The organism is Segatella copri, from assembly GCF_026015465.1.
GTDB classification, from domain to species: Bacteria; Bacteroidota; Bacteroidia; order Bacteroidales; family Bacteroidaceae; genus Prevotella; species Prevotella copri_E.
Genome location: NZ_JAPDUQ010000001.1, coordinates 101,612 through 121,084, shown reverse-complemented (window position 1 = coordinate 121,084; position 19,473 = coordinate 101,612). Strand labels below are relative to the sequence as shown.

Genomic DNA, 19,473 nt, shown 5'->3' with positions numbered 1-19,473 from the left:
TCCATGACACACAAAAAGCCGTATTGAGGTGCTACCCTAACACGGCTTAATCTTTGTGATTTCTCACCAAAATGCTTTTTTTACATTTCCGATTCTTCGATAATTCGTTTGGTTTCGTGCTCGTAGGCGAGGCGTGAATAGCTCTCGCCCTGGCACAATGGGCAGCTGCACGGTGTGCCAGTGGTCTTGTACACTTGCGCCCAGTGGCTCTTTATTAACTGTGTCCAATGTGGATGTTGCACATATGTGCCATCGTCCAACATAAAACCGCGGAAGCCATCGGCACGCTTAACGATTCTCGACTTAAGCAAACGATACTGTTGCTTTCTTCTCCATAACTTGTTTCTTTCTTCCATCGTCTCTTTCGATTAAAATTATCTTCTGCGATGATAAAAGAATAAAGTTATAGTTTGTGTCCATATCTAAATGTATTTTAGTTCGTTATTTATTTTTGTCCTATTCTGTAAACCTTTCTCATGTGTGCGTCAATAAATCCGCATGACGCAACAAGCGGCAAAACCTTTGCTTCGTCCTCTGCCGTGAGATGTCCAACACGCTCGGCTCTCACCGCCACGCTCTTTTTCGCCTTCATTGGAAACAACTGTGCACAATCCAAGCGGCTGTCTTTTGTCAACACGCCTTTGTAGTCTTCGGCTTTTAAAATGTACTGAAAGCGTTGCATGGCTGGAACGTTACGGTAAAAATCCAAGTCGGAGTTTATTAGGCAAAGCCCTATGGCATCGCCCTTAGAGTTTTTGCCAACGATTACAAAGTATTTCAGTCTGTCATCGTAACCTTTGTTAAGTACCAAACCGTCGCTTCTGTCCATGTTCTGATAGACAATATCGCCCACGTTGAGGTCAGCACCCGACTTTATTCGCCTGTCTTCCTGCATCTCGGTTTTAAGTGCCGCCAATGCCCCTTTGACATCATCTATCAACATTCCATCGATTCCTTAATAATCTGCACTTGGCGAATGTGGTTTACCATCGCATCCGTCGCACCGCCGGCACGTGCTATGTCAATAAGCGTAAGCACATCTTTCTGTGGATCGTCTTTCATTCGCTCGCACACTGCTTTGTAGGCATTGTCGTGCGACATCTCCGAAAGTCGTTTTGAGTCAACGTTGCCGTACTTGGCTATCGTCTTGTCCAATTCCTCTTTTTCCATATCGGCTATATAGTCCATATCTGGTGCCGCCGTGGCATAAACATTTTGGTTCTCGTCCACTCGAATAGAAGAAGTGAAGCCTTTGAGGTCTGTCGATTCGTCACCGTTCTCCGCCATCTTCACCACCTTGTAGGTGAGCGACGGAACAGGACCTAACTGACGTGCCTTAAAAGTGTCCTCGGCAATCGTCAAACCGTAGGTCGCCAAATACTCACGTTGTGCAAAATACATGATTTTAAACAGCTTGATATAGTCCAAACCTTCCTTGAAGTGCTGCAATATATACAACACAACCGCTTCTATCTTGTTTATCTGCTCCTGTGATTTCATATTGTTATAACGTTATATTCCGCTGCAAAAGTACGACAAATAATTCTAATCTCCAAACTTTTATGAGTTTTTATGGCTTACAAACAAAAAACTCCTGATTCTTGCGAACCAGGAGCGTTGAACCTTATATTATAGCCAACAGATTATATCATCGGAAAAAATAATCTGAGCCTCTTTGCACATAGAAGGATTACCATTCTTTTGGCACGCTTTCAATAGGGCACTTCCATACAAATGTCCTTCTTGCAAGATGATATTTGCTACACTTTCTTTGGATAACATAAGATATTTCTTACGATAAGTAACGATTGCATTCGTCTTTTTTTCTTGTTCAACGTCACGATAATCAGTGGAACGCATTTCTTTAATACCACCAGAATATTCATTTTCTCTAAATCTTGTTTCCATAAAGCTGCTAGTCTGTAAATATTATTTTTTAATTTCTATGAAAGGAACTGCCTTTTCTAAATCATCACGAGTTTCATAGCGATATATTCCTATCTGTTGAACACTAAAATGACTCAAATCAATTTTTTGGTCGTCGTATAAGTTCTCATTGCCTTTTATTAGGAAAACTGTTCCATAATGACCGCTACCAAAGTCATTGCATTTAGCCAAAGCTATACTGTCATCCAAAACTTGAAAAACCTCTATTTCTTTCATGGGGATAAAATCTTTTGGTTTTTCAAAGAAGGTGATGTCTGAACTTTCTTGATTGTAATAATTGTTATAACAAATAGCAATTATAACTGTTAGGAATATACCAGTGATGAGACCTAAGAAAAAAATATATAAATCATACTTCTTCATACTCTTTCTATTTTTTATTTGTTTTACTTTCTTTTTTGCATTCTGTTTGAATATGCTTTATCATATCGTCAACTTCTTGGTTGATTCTACTGAAGTTTTGTGAGAGCATTCGCTCCTTGGCATCAGGAGATTCAAATACATAGAACTTCGGAAGAGGATAGTTTGCATAGTCTGCTTCCTCTTTCTTTATCTCGTCCATGTCGAAGTTGGTCTTGCAGAAGAACTTGGAAGTCTTGAACTCCTCAGCTTTCTGGATATCCATGGCCCCCTTTCTACCTGTCTTTGTAACAGTGAAGTCTCTAGCTGTCTGACCGCAAATCCATCCAGATGCCATATCTGAAATTTTGGAGGCAGGAACAAGGCTGTCCATATTCTCATTGAGGTTGATGGATGTTCTATCTCGGTCAATGGTGATACCTTTCTTCAACTGTACTACCTTGCCAAAAATATCTCCGGAAAGCCAGTCCAAGGTATCTTTACTTCTCGCAGAACCACTGATTACATTACCAACGGTAGTGATAATCTTATCTTTTCCTACCTTACTGTAGTCTGCTTCAAGCTGTGGGAGTTCCTGGAAACCTAATGTCACTGCTACCTTGTTGCTTCGGGCAGTTCCTATCAGACGATCTATCTTATGGAAATAAAGCGTAGGAAGCTCATCCACAATGATACTTACAGGCACATTCTTTCCCTGTCCACTGTTCACTCGTGTTACAAGACGGTTCAGAATCAAAGCGTTCAATGCTCCCACGATGGATTCCATTTCTGGGTCATTGGCTATGAGAAGGTAGCTTGGACTCTTAGGGTCTGATACCTTTAGGTCAAAGTCATCGCCACTGAATACCCAATAGCTTTCTTTTGTGGCCAATCGAGAGATTTGAACTCTAAGTGTACCAATCATACCTTCCAACTGTTCCATGGCCTTGTTCTCAAAGGCTGTTTGGAACGGACCAAGAAGTGGTGCCACCTCTGTATCTGTATTCAACACCTCAAAGATTTCCTTGTAGTCGTGGTTGAGGAAGGATAGGACATGAGGCATGTCGGAGTATTGCCCTTTCCAATAGGCTGGCTCCACAAGTTTGTCTGCTTGTCCCAGACATCCTTTTGCATAGACCCTACCTGTGAGTCGTTGATGGAATGTTCCTTCAACTTGCTCGTATTGGGCATCAAGGATATTTCCATCTTTATCATAAGGCACTTTGTTGTAGTTCACAAAGAAGTAAATGCAAGCGGCGAGGAAGTTGGTTGCAGACTTCTGGAAGAAGTCATCACTACCGCCGCCTCCCTTTTGTCCTTTTTGCAAGGATTCTACCAAAGTCTCGGCTGTTTCCATTGCAGCAGCCAAGTTGCTGATGTACTTTTGCTGAATAGGATTTACTCTTCTGGAATACTCTACATTGACGAAGTTAATAATGTTGAACTTACAGTTCGCAGGAGTGTTTCCGGCAGCTTGGTTCTTCCTGTAATGGTAATAGAGCTTGGTTGCTAGGGTAGGGAACTTGTAGTCATATACTACCATGGCAAAGCCTTTCTTGGAGTGTTGTCTTATATATGGTTCTATCACAGAGAATGTCTTACCACTACCTGGTGTACCTACTACCCATGTTCCTCTGAAGGGATTGATGATGTTTATCCATCCATGGCGAAACTTGCCTCGGTAGTAGTAGCGCATAGGTATGTTTACGGAATACTTGTTCTCCACCAATTCTTCTGCTTGCTCGAAACTCTCGTTCTCGAAGTTGAAGCGGTCTTTCAATATACCATCCCTGAAGTATTTGGAAACATTGTCAAGTGCAACATGGATGAGCACTGTTCCTATGATGGATGCTGCCATGTAGAACCAAATGTTTGTTTTGAGAATCCAAATTCTACTATGCCAATCCCAGTTATATAAGAATACAGATAGAGTAACAAGTAACAATCCTATGGATATTGGCCAAAAGACCATCTTTCTGGCATCAAACTCCAACTGCTTCTTGTTCTTTGTTCCTATACAGGTGATGATGACCAACATTACGGTCACCAGTTTACTGAAAGGCAAATACTGATATACAGACATTCTGTGAAGACGAGAATGAATGTCTGTAATGAGACCTCCCAAGAAATCCAAAGCGGATGGATCGAGGGCATACATAAAAAACTCTAACACCAACGATACGTAGATGGCTACTCGAAATAGGGTGTAGAGACCTTGAAGTTCTTTCGATTCTTCCATTGTTTTGTTCTTATTTCTAATTCATTACACCACGAGCCTTTCTTGCCCATCTCTTTTGGCATTCTGTGCTGATGGTGTACATGCTCTTTGGTTTATAATATTTTCCTCTCAGTTCATACCATGAATCCATAAGGGTTGTATAGCGCAAGAGGCGATTCAGCTTTCTTATCTTATAATTCATGCTCTGAAGGCTTTTTCTGACTCTGCTAATGCAGTCAATTCTTTCTTTTTCTGTCATCTTGCTGTTCTTGTCCTCGTCCTTGCTGATAGGAAGAAGCTTTTCTACATCTGCAGCTATCTGGATGCCGTTGTCTATGATGTCGCTGTAGATATGGCTTCTTGATTTTGACAAGGCAACGGCAAGGGTGTTAGCTGGACAAGAGAACGTAAAGGATTTCAATTCCTTGATGTTCTTTACAGCGTGGTCAACCTCAAAATAGATGGCGTAAATCTCTGCTGCTATAGTGAGAATGTCATCGAAGCTTGTCAAGTATTTGTTGAACTGATTTTGAAAATTATTAATCTTGTCCACCTCTTCCTTGGACATGATATGTTCGCCAGCGTTCAAAGTCAAAACAGCATCTTGTGCAACTAAGGCTTTGGTTGCAGTCTTGGCATACAGCTTGAACATTCCTGCTCTCACTGGATCCGGACCATTTTGTGAATGGGCAGGATCGGGGAACATAAAAAATGCAGTGACTGCTAATATTAGAATATTACTTTTCTTCATAATGATGCTTTTTTTTGTTTTACCATCCCCAAGGTTTGCTGTCTTGTCGTTCTTTATAGAACTTGGCTACTATTTTCATGGCGCGAGACTGCCTTTTTCTGGCTTCCTCGGCAAGTGTCTTATTGCTTTTTTGTATCTTTCCTGCAATGGCACGATTCCAAACATCCTCGAAGGAATAGAGGCTGATGCTTAGTGCCAAGGCTCGGAACTTCTTGTTGAGCTGTTCAATCTCGCTATTCAGTTGCCATAATATTTTTGTTCTTTCTGCTCCATTGAGCATATGGCCTTCGCCTTCTCCTGCCACTACTTTCTTTAGCAACCTATAGGTTTTCACCAATTCCACGGCTGTTTCAGCATATAGGTTGTTCATGGAAATCGATGAAGCTATTCCTTGTGGATTGAGCTTGCAAGCTGTTTTTATCTCCCATAAGGCGGAGAGGGTTTGCATCCCTTCTGCATATAAGGTTGTTGCAGCCTTGATGGAAGAAGCAAATCCTTGTGCTGTCTTTAAATAAGAATTATACTTTTGCTCCCAATTCTTCATCTTCGTTTGTGAGTAAACTATGCCTCCCTGGAGAACAAACAATGTATCAAGACAGTGTTGTTGTTGCTTTATTTGTTTGCTTAACAATGCCTCTCCTTCTCCTATGGCTGTATATTCAATTGGATTGGAGGAGGACGCTCCTTGTCCGAACACTTGTACGTTGTACAAAATGACCAGTAAAATGAGGAACAAAATTTTACGAACGATTTGTGATTTCATATATTCCTTTGTTTTTCTTGTTAAACTCAACTCTACATCTTATCTCCGAAACAATGTCATTGCTAGCCTTGATGCCTATCATGTCAAGTTTGGCATTATTGCGGTCACCTGAGTATATGGTGACGGTTTTCAAACCGAAAAGTTGTTGGGGCAAGCTTCTACTTTGCTGGTAGTCAACAACTCTGTATAGCTCCACGTAATCAGTGGAGTGGGAGAACACCCCATGAAGGATAATGATTTGTTCTCCTGTGATGATATATTCCATTCTTGCAAGATAAACTAACTTGAAAAGAAGGTGGAACAATAGCAGGATGCAAGCATAGATAGCCCACTCATGATAGGCGAAACTACAAAACTTGTATATCCATATACTAGCAACAAGGAGGCACAAAGAACCTGTCTCATTGATTATGTATTGAAACCAATGAGGACGCAACGTAACCGTGCGAAACATAAATATGGTTTTGTTCATATCTCTTGTATATTTATATTTTATTAAAGGGATGGGAAGCGTTATCTTCCCATCCCCATACCTTCGTTCTGACCTCTACCTGGTTGCTCTGCCAAGCTTTCATATACGGCCGCAGACACTGCTTGTGGAGATACGACACCTGGTTTATGGAAAACTGGTGCTGACTCGTATATCTCTGGGCGAGGACGAGGTGGTGCGGACAAACCTGCCACTACATCCGCTCCAACAGTGACTGCTGCAAGGATGGCTGCGCCAAGATTGAAGCGGCTCTCAGGCTTGGTCTTCATCTCTACCTCTGGAAAAATCTTGTCGAAGAGCTTCATTCTTTGATAGTCGTTGATGGCAAGGAACTTGTCATACTGCTTTTGGGTAATCTCATGGGAAAAGACATTCCCATCTATTACTGCAGTCATCTTGTATTTCCCTTCAACGGCATTGCCATTGGCATCTTTGATTCTCTCTACTGCAATATCTCCGACTTCTGTAGCCCTGCCATGCTCTCCGCTTCGCTTCCATTCTTTGCTCGCCTTGATGTTATTGAGTGATTCACCGTTTATACTGGCATCGCCAAGAAGGTTGATTTTCGTTTGTTCTCGAAGGTCGTTGAGGTTGATTACTTCCTTTCCATAGAGAACAGTTTCCTTGGTTCTGGTTTCTACGGAAGGTAGTTTGCGAGGATCGGGATTCTCTTTGAGCATTTGCCATATCTCGCTGTCAGACGGCATCTTTACATCCTTTCCCTTTGCCTGTCCATAGTCTTGAAGCTTTTGAAGACCTTTCTTTATGGCATCGAAACGCTCTTGTTCTGATGTGTTCGAAGAAGTGATGATTTCATAGCCAAGTCCTGCTGCCTTTAAGTCCTTCAACACTTTTGCAAGTGAAGGAGGAATATTGGCATTTTGACCTCTAGTGTAACCACCCTGATAGAGGGTATTGCTTGCCACCACCTTCATCTTTTCCTTGTTCTCGTCTGTAAGTGGAATCATGTTGGTAAGCAACTTCGCACGTTCCTCGTCTGTGGAATATTTGAAGTTGTTGTACTGAGCTTCAGTAATCTTGAAAGACCACATGCCAACATCCTTGTTGGTTCTTACGTTCATCAGATAGTTGCCAGAAATCTCATCTTTCCACGCCGTGGCACTCGTGATTACTGCTGAGGACTTTTCACTGACAAGGCTGTAGTCACCATTTAAGGCAACAACTCCATTGGCTGTGGTGAGGTTTCCTGATTTCACGTTATCTTGCAACTCTCCGTTGGATGCATTCTTTATCTTTACCTCGTCAAACACTTTGTCAAAGAGTTGAAGACGGTATTTGTCTTCGTAATTGATGAACTTCAAGTAGTCTTCCTTGCTAATCTCATGGCTCATGACCTGCCCATTGATGACTGCTGTCATTCTGAAAGATGGTTTCACTCCATCATGGGTAGGATAGGCTTGGATTTCACCAACTGTAACTCTTCTGCCATCCTTCACTGGTAAATAGAACCCTTCGTTTGGGTTGAGTGTTCTACCATCCACAACCCCGATTGAGTTCCATTTGTCAATATATCCCGAATGGTAGTCCTCTCTCATGTTCTGTAGGTCGATGATGTCAGACGTTGTTGTCGTATAGTGTTGGGATGCAACTTCCTTTGCAAAGATTTCCTTTTCTTTCTCTGGTGTCAGATGAATGGAAACATAGTCCTTGGTGTTAAGCTGTTCACGAGTTATTTTGTCGCTAAAGTCAGCTTTTATAACATTGTTCAAGATGGCAAGACGCTCATCGATGCTTACTGCGTTCTTTGTGCTACTTTTCTTACCTGTGTTCTTAAACTTCTCTGTCATCAGTTTTTTAACCTCGTCATCCGTCAGCTTGTATTGCAAGTCTGCATTAACAGAGGATGACTTGATGGTGAGGGTCTTGTTTTTTTCATCTATCACTACACCATGGGATGCCAACAGATGCTGAAAGGTCTCTGGGGTGAGCGTTAAGTCTGGACTATAGATATCTGATAATCTTTCTGCCTGTCCTTTAGGACGCACCAACTCCTTAGGCTTGCTTTCTACCTTCATGTTGGCAAGGGCATCCTGCTGCTGGTTACCTTTGTCATAGAAGCCATAGCTTCCTGTCTTCAATTCTCCAGGCTTTAATCTACCATCTGGACGGTCTATGACAACTGGCGCACTATTGGCAAAGAAAGGTCGATCATTGATTCTGCGAACGTGATATCTGTCTCTTCCAAACAACATTCCAAAGATTGAGTTGTCGAATCTGCCAAAACCTGGTCCTGAAAATGGACGAAAACGTGGGTCGCCCATATAGCCGTATTCTCCTACGTTGAGTCGATGACCATTCAATCCCATGTTAACAGGAGAATTGGCATTTCTTGCTGCTACAAAGGAACCTGGAATGTAATAATCGTTCTTCACAATAGAAACAAAAGTGTTGTAGGCATTCTTGTCCCATACGGTTGTTCCTCCGTTCATCAAGGCTTCCAACTGCTTTTGGTTGATATTGTAATATCTTGGCTGCGAAGAGTTGTGTGACATGGTGACAAGCTGATAGATGCCTGTCTCTGTCATCGAAATATGGGCTTGCATACCATTGGCATTCAATACGCTTTGCAGCTGTGGGGCTACATCCGTGGCTCGTGGATTTGTGTTTGTTCTTATGGTTCTCATACCTTATTATATTTATATAGGAAATTTTCCTCTTCCATAATTGCTTATGGAAAAGGAATGATGTATGTTATTTTGTTTCTTCTTTGTACACGATAACACAGGTGTGTCGATTGGCGGTGTATGGTTTGTAAAGGTTGATGCCGCCTCTGCTGATGCCTTGCATCTTGCTTTTATCTACTCCTGCCTTCATAAGTAGCTTGGCAATATACTTTGCACGCTTCACGCTGAGTGCTCTGTTGTGCTTCGGTGTGCCAGTCTTGCTGTCTGCAGCTCCTATAATCTTGACACTTAGATTGTTCTCCTTCACAGCTCCTGCTATTTCTCCTATGTTTACCAGTTGTTGCTTGTCAACAAGGTTGGTGGAGTTTATCTTGAAGAAGAATAGAATAGGTGCGTCCAGTTGAATGCCACTGTTCTCGACGGCTTGCTCTTCACTTGCCATTCTGTCTCTTAGCTTTCGAAGTCCATCAAAACTGTTCTTGGGATAGTTGGTCAAGTCTGTTACGCCTTGGTTGTCTGTGTCTAAGACCTCCAAAACAGGCTTACGTTCATATCCTTGTTTGCCGATACCGATGGTGAGTCCAACGGTTGCTTGGAAAAGGTTGTCACCGAAATGCTTGTTTTTCCCTAAACCATCAAACTTTTGGTAGGTACTGGTTCCTCCCAACTCGGCGGTAACGTGCAAGCGATTGGTTGCCCTGTAACTGCAGAGTAGGCCGTATGAGAGGGCAAACGGAATATGGTGTAGCTCTGAGTTGTGAATTACACCAGCTCCAATATATGGAACCAAGTCCCATCTTGGAAGTGGATCGTAGGTGGTTCTGTAGAAACTCGATACGTTGAGCATCAAGTCTCCATGGTAATTTTGGAACTTCATGGCTTCATCGATTGCATTTGTGAACTTGAACCCTTGGTACACCAGGCGTGTTCCAAAGAAACGTGAATGCCATTTACCCAAACTGAATACCATGGTAGGACGTGTATGGCCAAAGAAGTCTGTGCATCCTACTGGTGCTCCAGAGAAGGTGGACATACCAGCCTTGATGCTGCCAAACCAATTGCTACCTATACTGGATAACTTATATTTCTCTTGTCCGGAAAGGAATGGCTTGCTGTCTTTCTTTTCAGTTCTGCCATTGGAGAAAGAGGATGCCTTGATATATTCCTTCTCATTCTCTCCATAAACTACCTGTGCCTTGGCTGTGCTGCCTATTACCAATAAGGCTGCCAGCAAAATCTTTAATTTCTTCATTTTATTTATTATTATAGTTTTGTCTTATGTTACATTTTCTCAGCTTCTATATCGTATAGATAAAGCTTATGTTGAAGAATGATGCTCTCGCATTTCTTCACATAGTCTTTTCTAGTCGCATAGCCTCCTGCCTTGATTGCGACAAGCCAGTTGTGATAGTCGGTTGGCTTGTATCGCCAACAGCGAGCGTATCTGTCACTCATCAACAACCTGGAATGATACTCGATGCTTTCCTCTGCCGAGGAGAAATTGCAGAATTTCTCGTTTTTGCGGTCATCATCATGAATGCTGTAGGGTAGGCCTCTTCTGAGCCAGTTGCTATTGGCCTTTATTCCAAAGAAATTATAGCCTATTTGTGCCAGGCTGCTGTTTCCCCATCTGCTTTCAAACGCCATCTGTGCCAGTATAACAGAGGCTGGTATGCCGTATTTTCTTTGTTGGCGCATGGCCGCTTGGGCATAATGCTTGATGAAATCATCGGGCGTAAGCACTTTGTCTTCGTCTATCTTCAATGCCTTGATGGCTTTCTCTCTCGTCTCTTTTATGTAAAGAAGCAAGTCGTATGGGTCTTCCAAACGGCCCCGAAGCCTACAGGTGATATGCAGATGTGGCCCAGTGGAGCGTCCTGTAGTTCCGCTGATGCCTATTGGGTCTCCTGCATAGACCTTCTGGTTGTCGCTCACCCAAATTTCAGATAAATGGCAATAGCTTACCGTGTAATCGCCATACTGCATGGTGATATATTTCCCAGAGCCACTGTCGTAGCCTACGCCTTTCACGTAGCCATCGAACATGGATAGTACTTCCTCGTATCTTGCCCTAAGGTCAAGTCCCTTGTGTTGCTTGTGCTTCCCTGTGAAAGGATCAACCCTACTGCCAAAGGTGGAGTTTATCCTTATGCTTTCCAAAGGAAAACTCACACTTAGGTATTTGTCTATCCAGTAGTCCTTCATGTCTTTCTTTCCTTGCGCCATCCCCATCGGGGAATGGCAACATAGGAGAAATAGTAAAAATGAAAGAAATCTAATCATGCCTTATTCTTTATATAATAATACTTCTTTAGCTTGCAAAAGTAATATGAATGGAAGAAATTATGGGCGTAAATATAAAATAGCTTTTTATTTAACATATTCTTTTTCTAAAGACTTTTGTGTAAATTATTATAAATGAGGCTGCTCGCCCCCTTTAACCCCTCGGTGTTTTCAGGTATAGATTATTAAGGTTGAAGGCTATTTGTAGCAAGAGCTTTGATTTGGATAGGGATAAAATCTATGTTAAATAAAAAGGTATGTCGTATTTGTGGAAAGCCTTGATAAGAAAATGTGTACTTTTGCCGAAAACTTTAAACAAGAATAAGATTATGAACGAATTGAAATTTTCTGAAAGCGAAATTCCATACGAGGAGTTGGCTAACTTCGGACTCTCACAGGAAATGATAGACGACTTTCCTGAAAGTATTATGAATAAGTTCCTTTCTGGGCAAAGAACTCCCTTGCTCCCTATTGAGAGAGCTGATTTTGATGGAGTTGTCCACAAGGATTTTGCTCGAATCCGCTTACAGCAAACAGAGGATGGGCTTCATCCAGTGTTCTTGCCTCTCATCGCAAAGAACAATCTTGAGTATTTTACGGAGGAACAGAAAACCGCTTTGCAAAACGGACAAGTTCTGAAGGTGTTGCTACCGTCGAACAATTCCTGGAACTATGTGCAGCTCGATGGGGCTACAAATGCTACCATTTCTGTAAAGGCAGACATCATTGACCAGAACTTATCTACATTGGCTAACAAGGTGGGGCTTTCTGAAAGTGAGCTTATGGAACTTGAAGAAGGAAAGGTTGTTACCAAGGGAGAGGAAGGCAAGATGTTTTCTGCCGGCATCGACTTGAACGAGGAAACTGGAATCCGTAGTGTCAACGGTGATGCTCAAAAGTGGCAGGAGGAAAAAGATGGCAACGTGATGCTAGACAAGTATAACTTTGGCATCTATGGCTGTTGGACAAAGGATGACAAAGGCATGCTTTCTTATGTCCCGGAGGATGAATATTCCGAGGAGATGTGTGTGGCACAGGATGCTGCTATAGAAAAGGCTAAACAAAGTCGTGGAATACATATGTAATTAAGGCTAGATTATATGGAAATTGTAGGTTTTGTGGACGAGGAACGCCTGAATGGTATGTTCCTGTCGAGAGATATAACGGAATTGGATTACGTGAAGCATCATTCCCAAGGAATGTTGGATGCTTACTTTTCCTTCATTGCCGACAACAACCTTCCTGACAACAACACTTCTGCAACAAAATTCCTGGAGGAAGAAAATGTCAGCTATGGAAATGAGGAGGATGAAGGGAATGATAATCAACAAGAGGAAGTGGGTGTGCCTTCTTATGTTGACATCTACCGAAAGTGGGTAGATGAAAATGAAAAGGTGAATATTCTCCTTGCAGGGTGTGAAGAGGCTGCTATTGTTACGCTTTGGAGATACAATAATCCAACTGCGAGCAAAACGGACTGTGCCGTTCAAACGCATCTACTAGAAGACAAGGTCATCGAATGGTGGGACACCATTGATTTTGTCAAGGGTGCAATGGGAGATGGACACTTTTCTTTGATAAATCCAACTTTGGCAAATATCAAAGAATTGATTTTTGATGCGGCCAATCAGGCTTGCATGGAATAGGTTTTACGATAACAGTAAATAGAGTTTTTCATAAATGTAAAGTTAAATGTCAGTCCCTCGCCGCTTGTGAAAGTAGCGAGGGATTTCTTTATCTGTGCATATGTCTCTTCTCTTGCCTAGGAACTTCGTCACTTTGCTCCTGGCTTTCGTTGGAGCTTTGCTTTTGGTCTGGGACAAGGTTTTCTTGGCTTTCAACAATGCCGTTACCGTCAATATCTACTTCTACAGGCGTGGAAGAACGGAGGTCAATGTCTTGGTTTCCTCCTTTTTTGAGAATGTCGATACGTTGCATGATGATCTGCGACGCAACATCTGCAGAAGATAATACTTGCTTGGTGTAGCTAGGGTCTTTTCTTAGACGCTCTTTCCACATGGATGTTTGCTGTGGCGTTGTTACATCAAAGTGGTTCTTTTGACCAAGGATGACACTGCCAACCAAGGAAACCAATTCTTCTCTGGATAGTGACTCGAAGCTGGTCTTTCTTGCCTCTGCCTTTCTGGTGCTTCTTGTCAGTCCCATTCCTAAGTCTCGATAGAAATCTTGCTCTTTCTCATAGTGTTGAACAGGTGCCACATGGATGGTGTCGTTCTTCGCACTGTAGGAGGCAAGGCTAGGCTTGCCATCGAAGGCAATAGCGGTCTGCCATGCTCCTTTGCGGAGTAGTTGGCCCAGTTCGTTACTTTGCTTGTAACGATTGGATGCGATGCTATCTACTTTTAACTCCTCGTAATCCTTCGGGTGCAAGATTGGATAGTTGGTTTGCTCGATGTTATATAACTCTGTTACACCTACTTCTTCTATGATAGGGAAGGAGGTGGCATCTGACTTCACCAGCAAGTTGTTTGCCTGGATATCTTCCTTGCTTATATAAATAGGTAAGGTATAGGCGTTCTTTTCTGCGTCCAAGGCCAGCATGAAAGAATCCATTCCATGGTATGCCTTCTTGCTCAGGTCGCATGGAATCTGCTTGTCGCTCTTTATCCATGGCATATCGCCATAGGTGAGTTGAAGGGATAGCTTATCAGCCATCATCTCTCCATAACGCTGATAGGCCGCTCTTTGCTCTACTTCAGGACGATGCCATCGACCATTGTCTTTTTCCTCTACGGAAACATAATATGGCTTGGTCTTGCCCTTTTGTTGAGCGACTTCTTCATAATTGAGAGGGTAGAGACCTTTGGTGTATTCATACAAGACTCTATCTGCTACTTCTTCTGCGGATGTATAATGAATGTGCAAAAAGTCAGACATGACATTCCAGAACTTTGAAACGGCATTGTTCATTTGAGTGACGGCCTGGGTCTCTGCGGTCTTCTCGTCCATACTCTTGTTGCTAGCAACAATTTCCTTAAGCTTTGACTCCAAACGCTCTGCGCCTCTTCTTCCAGAATAGGTGGCAAGGACTTCCTCGGCAATGTCATCGGTGGCAATAAGCTCGGTGTGGAGGTCTCTTACTTCGTTCCAGAGGTTCGACTTTTTCATCATGCCTACGACATTCTTCCATTCTTTCCAGTTCCTGTCTTGCAGTGCTTCCGCCCACAAGTGGGTGTACTCATGTACTGGTGGCTCAAAGCCCTTTGCCTCAGGATAAAGGTAAATCTTTCCTTGATAGGTGAAGCCCAGTAGCTTGCCGTCAGGAGTGCGTAGTTCTTTATGCTGCCTTCCTCTAGGGGATATGTTTATCTCGTTGGCATTGGCCAAGTCGGTGTATTCTCCTCTGTCCAGGAGGTCGAAGATTCCTTTGCCAATGTTCAGAAGGCGTTGGCGGTCTGGATTGTCATAAACGTATTCCTTTACTTGGGAATGTTTGTTTGCCTTGAACTTTGTTTCGGGAGAATCTTCTACTTTTATAACGATAGAATATCCTTCGGCCGCTCTTCCTCCTTTTTTGATGATGCTGAGTGCGTTAGCTCGATGATCAGAAAGACGGACTGTTGTTTTTTCTCCTTTGTCGTTGGAAAAATTAATATATTCAGAAACTTGAACATCTTTACCGTGAGGGTGTAACCCTATGCCTTTATATAACTCTTTTGTAAAATTGCTGGCGTTAATACCTATATTTGTATTAAAAGATGTTATAAAATGGGCTAAATTCCCAAGAAATAGATACTTAGATGGAAATTTTTTATTATCTTTGCCATCAGAAGGGGCAACGCTCTGTGCGCCATCAGGAGACGTTCCTGATGGGAGGTACCCACGACGGTGGGAGTCGGCTGAGTTTCCAATATTGGATTTGAGAGATTGCTCCTTTCCTAGACGGTGCAGTTCTGCGATTCGCTTGTCGATTCGTGAGATTGCATCGTCTTTTTCTTTTTCCGTCAATCTCTGTGGCGCAACCTGTCTAGAACTCTCTTCCTTCACTTTCTTAGGTGCATAGTTTACATTACCAAAGAAGGACTTAATGGCTTTTTGGTCAACTTCTTCGGCATTTATGTTCTTTACCTCTTTGAGGTCATTCTGTTTGGAAGCGGCTTCTGCATCCTGTAGTGATTCCTTTGGTGACTCTCTTTTTGCGGCTACAGGTACAGGTTTGACAGGAGTCTGACCTCTTGCCTCGATATTCAGAATTCTGTCAAGTTTTTCTAGCTTGCTCACTTTATTTGTGTCGATGACACCATCATGGTCTTTGTAAGCTTCAACCATATTTTGTAGTTCTTGCTTGAAGTTCATGAATGATGATTGAAGGTCTGCTATGAGTTCAGCTTTGTCTTCTGCAGCTAGTGACAAGGTTCCTTGGGCGTAGCTTGAATATTCCTCCTCGGCACTATAATATGTACCGTAAAGGCTATCTACTTTGGAACCATGTGGAAGAAGCTCCTTGTTTCCGGACAGAATGTCCTCTTCGTCCTCCATAGATTCCACATAGTCCTTCATCTTGGGGATGCTCAACTCCTTTCGAAGGCGAGATTGCTCATCCAAACCCTCGAAAAGCAAGGCTTGCATTAATTCAACGCTTTCTTTTCCATGCAACGGAATTTCCTTGTGGGTGTTGAGATTGAAAGCTATAACTCTGCCGTCGTTGGTAGCAGTAACGGCATTGACTGTTCCCTCTCTAGCTTCAAGCAAAGGGGTGTTGTTCTCCTTGGCAAAGATTTTGTCTTCACCAAGTTTGTTGCCCAGAACATTCACTAGCGAACGAGTTAAACCATTAACCTTCTCGTTATTTATTGCATGTGCAATGCTGTTGAGCAAACTCTTAGCTTTGTATGCGTTGTCCTCGTTGATGGTAATGCTACTTAAAGCGTTGCTGTGATTGGTGTAAACGCTAACTTTAATATCCTTTTCACTGGTGAGTGACCATGAAACTGGAATAACTTTTCCATCGAAGAAATCTACAGGGTGGGCTGTGCGTAATTCCATAGGAATACTGCCACCTATTGTTGGGGGATAGGTTTGGCGCAAAAGATTGTGCATTCCTTTGTAAAGCTCCTTGCCGTCTTCGAAGTTGGCAAGTTTCTCTTGAAATTCCTTTTGTCGCTCTTCTTCCATGATGGTATATTTTTCATTCAGCGACTTATGAAAATCAGCGTAGGCAACTTTTTCTTCGTTTGAGGAAAGACTACCATCTTCCCATTTCTTCAGAACAAGACTTGGGGCATCAAAGATCAGTCTTCCTCTGTCATAGGAGTCAATCTTAATGATGCTTTTGTCATTATTGGACACAAAGTATTTGCCTACAAGGCTTTGTGCCTCGTAGTCTTGCGCCATGTTCTCGTATCGTTCTGGAAGTTCATATCCTCGCTCCTTCAGAAGTAATAATCTTCCAATCTGTCTGTCTTTTGTGTCAGGTGTGAGCTTTCCGTCTATCCATGTAGCCATCAATCCATTTTGCCATTTGACGGCGGCAAACTTTGTAGGGGATGATTTATCCTTTCCTTGTTCAAATGCCCATTTGCCAATGGAAACAGCCCATTGGTCAATAAGGGAACCCTCTTTGTTTTGTGAAAGATACTCTAGCTCTTCTGGGCTGTAGAAATGGTTCTTTGGGAAAGGCTTCACTTTTGGGGTGGTATGTTCTTTTGCTCCACCGAATAGCTTCTGCCATCCGCTCAGAAAATTGCTGATGATGTTTTGCTTTTCTTCTTTTGCCATTATTGCTTGTTTTGTCTTAAACAAACAGGAGGTAGAACCATCTTTTATGATGCCACTATTCCTGTTTGTGTTATTGTCATTTCTTTGGGAATATCATGTGTAGGATGCCAATGGCTCCTACTGCCAAAACTCCAAATATATAAATAAAGTGGAGAAGTCTATGACTGCGCTGTTCCATTTCCATCTGCAGTTTTGTTCAAGTCCCAAGCTGCGATGCTCTTTACCTTGCATTCTATCTGAAGCTCACCTTTGAAGATGCCTAGTTGCAAATCTCCATGAACTTCCACGTACTTCTCTGCAGCAAGGTAATCCTCACGGATAGGGGAGAAGTTTACAAAACTTACCCATGTAAACTCTCTGTTCTCTCCTTCTTTGTCAGAGGAGAACGCTGCGAACGACTGAAAGTCCTTGCCTTTCTTGTCTTTCAGCTCCTTGATGCCTTTCTTGCTTACCTTGCCTCGGAACTCCATGCTTCCCTCCAAACGGTCATTGGTGGTGGACTCGTTTACTTCGATGTTGGAGTCGGTGCGAAGGTTCAGATAAATGTTACCGTCATGCTTTCTGATATACATTACTCCGCTTACCGTTACCTTTCTACCTGCAGAGTAGGGGGCTACGGTATCTTTGTTGCCTGGGGCTGATACTGTTACCCACACTTCTTTTGCTGTTCCATCCTTGCCCAGCAAAGGAACTATCATGCCGAAGGAGATGAATTTCTCTCCATCCTTACTCTGCTTCTCTTCTGCGGAACTGCTGATGGTTCCACATGCTGTTACGTTACACTTAATCATATTTTTATTGTTTTATATGTTTATATAAGTATATAATTATTTCTTTATTTATGCAAGGCGTTGGCCTTGTTGCTGCTGTTGTTCTGGTGATTCCGCATCAAACTGCATGGATGCCGTTGCCTGTGCCTTTTCTACATCCTGACGAGTCATCTTTACCAGATTGCTGTTTCCCTCGTCTTGCGATTGCTGTTTAAGCTGACTTTGTGCTTCGTCCTCAGCTTCTATCTCCTCGCTGCTTCTCAACTGCATGGCTACTGTAAGGGCGGCAGAGAACAGACTTCCTATAAGTGAAGAGATTGGGTCTCTTCCAGAAAGGTCTTCTCCGTTGTTGCTCATTAGCAATGACAGCCATTTTGTGGGGTCGTTACTGTTGGTGATGGATGCCAGAAGTGCTTGTGTCGGGTCTGACGCTTGTTGCTGATAGGATGGGGCTTCGCCTCCTGCAAACTGCATCTGGCTGCGGTAAGCGGCTAACGCATCGTTTCCATTCTTATCCAAAGCTGTCGCTTGATTACTTCTAACCTCCATTTCTGCAAGGTATAGCTTAGGGTCAAACTTCTCCCAATTTCCATTGGCATTGAGGTATTTTGTCTCAAAATGTAAGTGTGGCCCTGAAGAGCGGCCTGTGTTGCCTGAGACTCCTATTTGTTGACCTGCATTTACAGCTTCACCTTCTTTTACTCCTATTTGGGATAAGTGCATATAGGTTGTTTGTACCTTGCTGCCATCCTGACGGTCATATTCCACAACAATCATGTTTCCTGCTGCTCCATTGTTTGGTTCCACAGCGACAACCTTTCCATTGTCTTCGGTTGCATATACAGGATAGTTTTTGCCTTGCGTGGAGAGGTCTAGTCCTCCATGCTTATGCCCTGGTCTCTGTACTCCAAACTCGGAACTGAGCTTTACGACAGATAAATCAATAGGCAAAGCCCAATTGCCTTGCAAGGGGGGTAGGGTTATAACAGAGGTCATCGACGATTGACCTCTGGCATATCCTGTTGCCAATCCTTGGCTTTGGGCTTGTTGAATGCCTATTTGATCATATTTTCCTAGCCCATACTTGTTGATCTCGGATATGAGCTTGGAAGCATAGTCTGGATCTGTGGCGTAGCCGCCAGCCTTGATGCCGTTTGCCCAAGAAACATAATCGGTGGGCGAATAGTTCTGGCAGTGGCTGTAGCGGGATTTCATCAAGACCTTGGAGTGGTCTTCGATGCTTTCCATCACATTGTTGTATCTGCGGAACTTCTCGTTTGGACGGTCATCGCTGTAATAGTCGTAGGCTCCTGCCCAACTGCTGCCAACCTTTACACCGAAGAAGTTGTTGCTCCTTCTTGCAGGGGTAGATGTGCCAAAGCCGCTTTCCAAACCCATCTGTGCCAAGGTGATGGAGGCTGGAATGCCATATCTCTTCTGTTGCTCGATGGCTACCTGGGCATACTGGCTGTAAAACGCTTGCTTGTCTAATGCCATTTATGATAGTTTTATGAGGGCGCACCTTTAG

General features: G+C 42.9%; 17 protein-coding genes. 2 read left to right on the top strand and 15 right to left on the bottom strand.

Annotated elements, in window-relative coordinates:
* Nucleotides 1–80: 80 nt before the first annotated feature.
* From ONT08_RS00560 to ONT08_RS00505, 12 genes are all read right to left on the bottom strand, one after another.
* Nucleotides 81–311: a hypothetical protein gene (locus ONT08_RS00560; protein ID WP_367383311.1), complete on the bottom strand. Its 231-nt coding sequence runs from the start codon at nt 309–311 to the stop codon at nt 81–83.
* Nucleotides 312–445: 134 nt separating this feature from the next.
* A complete protein-coding gene (locus ONT08_RS00555) occupies nt 446–943 on the bottom strand; it encodes a hypothetical protein (protein WP_118085899.1) in 498 nt (165 codons plus the stop codon).
* Nucleotides 937–1,500: a Panacea domain-containing protein gene (locus tag ONT08_RS00550; protein WP_119229276.1), complete on the bottom strand. Its 564-nt coding sequence runs from the start codon at nt 1,498–1,500 to the stop codon at nt 937–939. The genes ONT08_RS00555 and ONT08_RS00550 overlap by 7 nt, the downstream gene beginning before the upstream one ends.
* 129 nt (nt 1,501–1,629) lie before the next feature.
* Nucleotides 1,630–1,908, bottom strand: coding sequence for a hypothetical protein (locus ONT08_RS00545; protein WP_264958720.1), 279 nt, complete (start codon nt 1,906–1,908; stop codon nt 1,630–1,632).
* 21 nt (nt 1,909–1,929) lie between these two features.
* Nucleotides 1,930–2,310, bottom strand: a complete 381-nt coding sequence (locus tag ONT08_RS00540) for a hypothetical protein (protein WP_118085898.1) — start codon at nt 2,308–2,310, stop codon at nt 1,930–1,932.
* 7 nt (nt 2,311–2,317) lie between these two features.
* Nucleotides 2,318–4,525: a type IV secretory system conjugative DNA transfer family protein gene (locus ONT08_RS00535; RefSeq protein ID WP_264958717.1), complete on the bottom strand. Its 2,208-nt coding sequence runs from the start codon at nt 4,523–4,525 to the stop codon at nt 2,318–2,320.
* Between the two features lie 16 nt (nt 4,526–4,541).
* A complete protein-coding gene (locus ONT08_RS00530; protein ID WP_147337090.1) occupies nt 4,542–5,255 on the bottom strand; it encodes a hypothetical protein in 714 nt (237 codons plus the stop codon).
* A gap of 19 nt (nt 5,256–5,274) precedes the next feature.
* A complete protein-coding gene (locus tag ONT08_RS00525; RefSeq protein ID WP_117586812.1) occupies nt 5,275–6,018 on the bottom strand; it encodes a hypothetical protein in 744 nt (247 codons plus the stop codon).
* Nucleotides 5,996–6,490 carry a PH domain-containing protein gene (locus ONT08_RS00520; protein ID WP_117586813.1) on the bottom strand — a complete coding sequence of 165 codons (495 nt, stop codon included), beginning with the start codon at nt 6,488–6,490 and terminating at the stop codon, nt 5,996–5,998. The genes ONT08_RS00525 and ONT08_RS00520 overlap by 23 nt, the downstream gene beginning before the upstream one ends.
* A 41-nt stretch (nt 6,491–6,531) precedes the next feature.
* On the bottom strand, nt 6,532–9,153 hold the full coding sequence (locus ONT08_RS00515; RefSeq protein WP_118085896.1) for a hypothetical protein: 2,622 nt from the start codon (nt 9,151–9,153) through the stop codon (nt 6,532–6,534).
* A gap of 67 nt (nt 9,154–9,220) precedes the next feature.
* On the bottom strand, nt 9,221–10,405 hold the full coding sequence (locus ONT08_RS00510) for an OmpA family protein (protein WP_117586817.1): 1,185 nt from the start codon (nt 10,403–10,405) through the stop codon (nt 9,221–9,223).
* 29 nt (nt 10,406–10,434) lie between these two features.
* Complete coding sequence (locus ONT08_RS00505; RefSeq protein WP_228112329.1) at nt 10,435–11,379, bottom strand: glucosaminidase domain-containing protein; 945 nt, start codon at nt 11,377–11,379, stop codon at nt 10,435–10,437.
* Nucleotides 11,380–11,765: 386 nt separating this feature from the next.
* On the opposite strand from ONT08_RS00505, the gene ONT08_RS00500 reads away from it, so the two are divergent.
* Both ONT08_RS00500 and ONT08_RS00495 read left to right on the top strand, forming a co-directional pair.
* Nucleotides 11,766–12,521: a DUF4099 domain-containing protein gene (locus ONT08_RS00500; protein ID WP_153088304.1), complete on the top strand. Its 756-nt coding sequence runs from the start codon at nt 11,766–11,768 to the stop codon at nt 12,519–12,521.
* Between the two features lie 15 nt (nt 12,522–12,536).
* Nucleotides 12,537–13,082 (top strand): hypothetical protein, encoded by a 546-nt coding sequence (locus tag ONT08_RS00495; RefSeq protein WP_264958712.1) that lies wholly within the window; start codon nt 12,537–12,539, stop codon nt 13,080–13,082.
* 88 nt (nt 13,083–13,170) lie between these two features.
* On the opposite strand, the gene ONT08_RS00490 is transcribed toward ONT08_RS00495, so the two are convergent.
* From ONT08_RS00490 to ONT08_RS00480, 3 genes are all read right to left on the bottom strand, one after another.
* Entirely contained in the window at nt 13,171–17,175 is a 4,005-nt protein-coding gene (locus tag ONT08_RS00490) for an ArdC-like ssDNA-binding domain-containing protein (protein ID WP_264958711.1), read from the bottom strand.
* A gap of 158 nt (nt 17,176–17,333) precedes the next feature.
* On the bottom strand, nt 17,334–17,966 hold the full coding sequence (locus ONT08_RS00485) for a hypothetical protein (protein WP_119229286.1): 633 nt from the start codon (nt 17,964–17,966) through the stop codon (nt 17,334–17,336).
* 48 nt (nt 17,967–18,014) lie between these two features.
* Nucleotides 18,015–19,442, bottom strand: coding sequence for a glucosaminidase domain-containing protein (locus ONT08_RS00480; RefSeq protein WP_264958709.1), 1,428 nt, complete (start codon nt 19,440–19,442; stop codon nt 18,015–18,017).
* Nucleotides 19,443–19,473 lie beyond the last annotated feature (31 nt).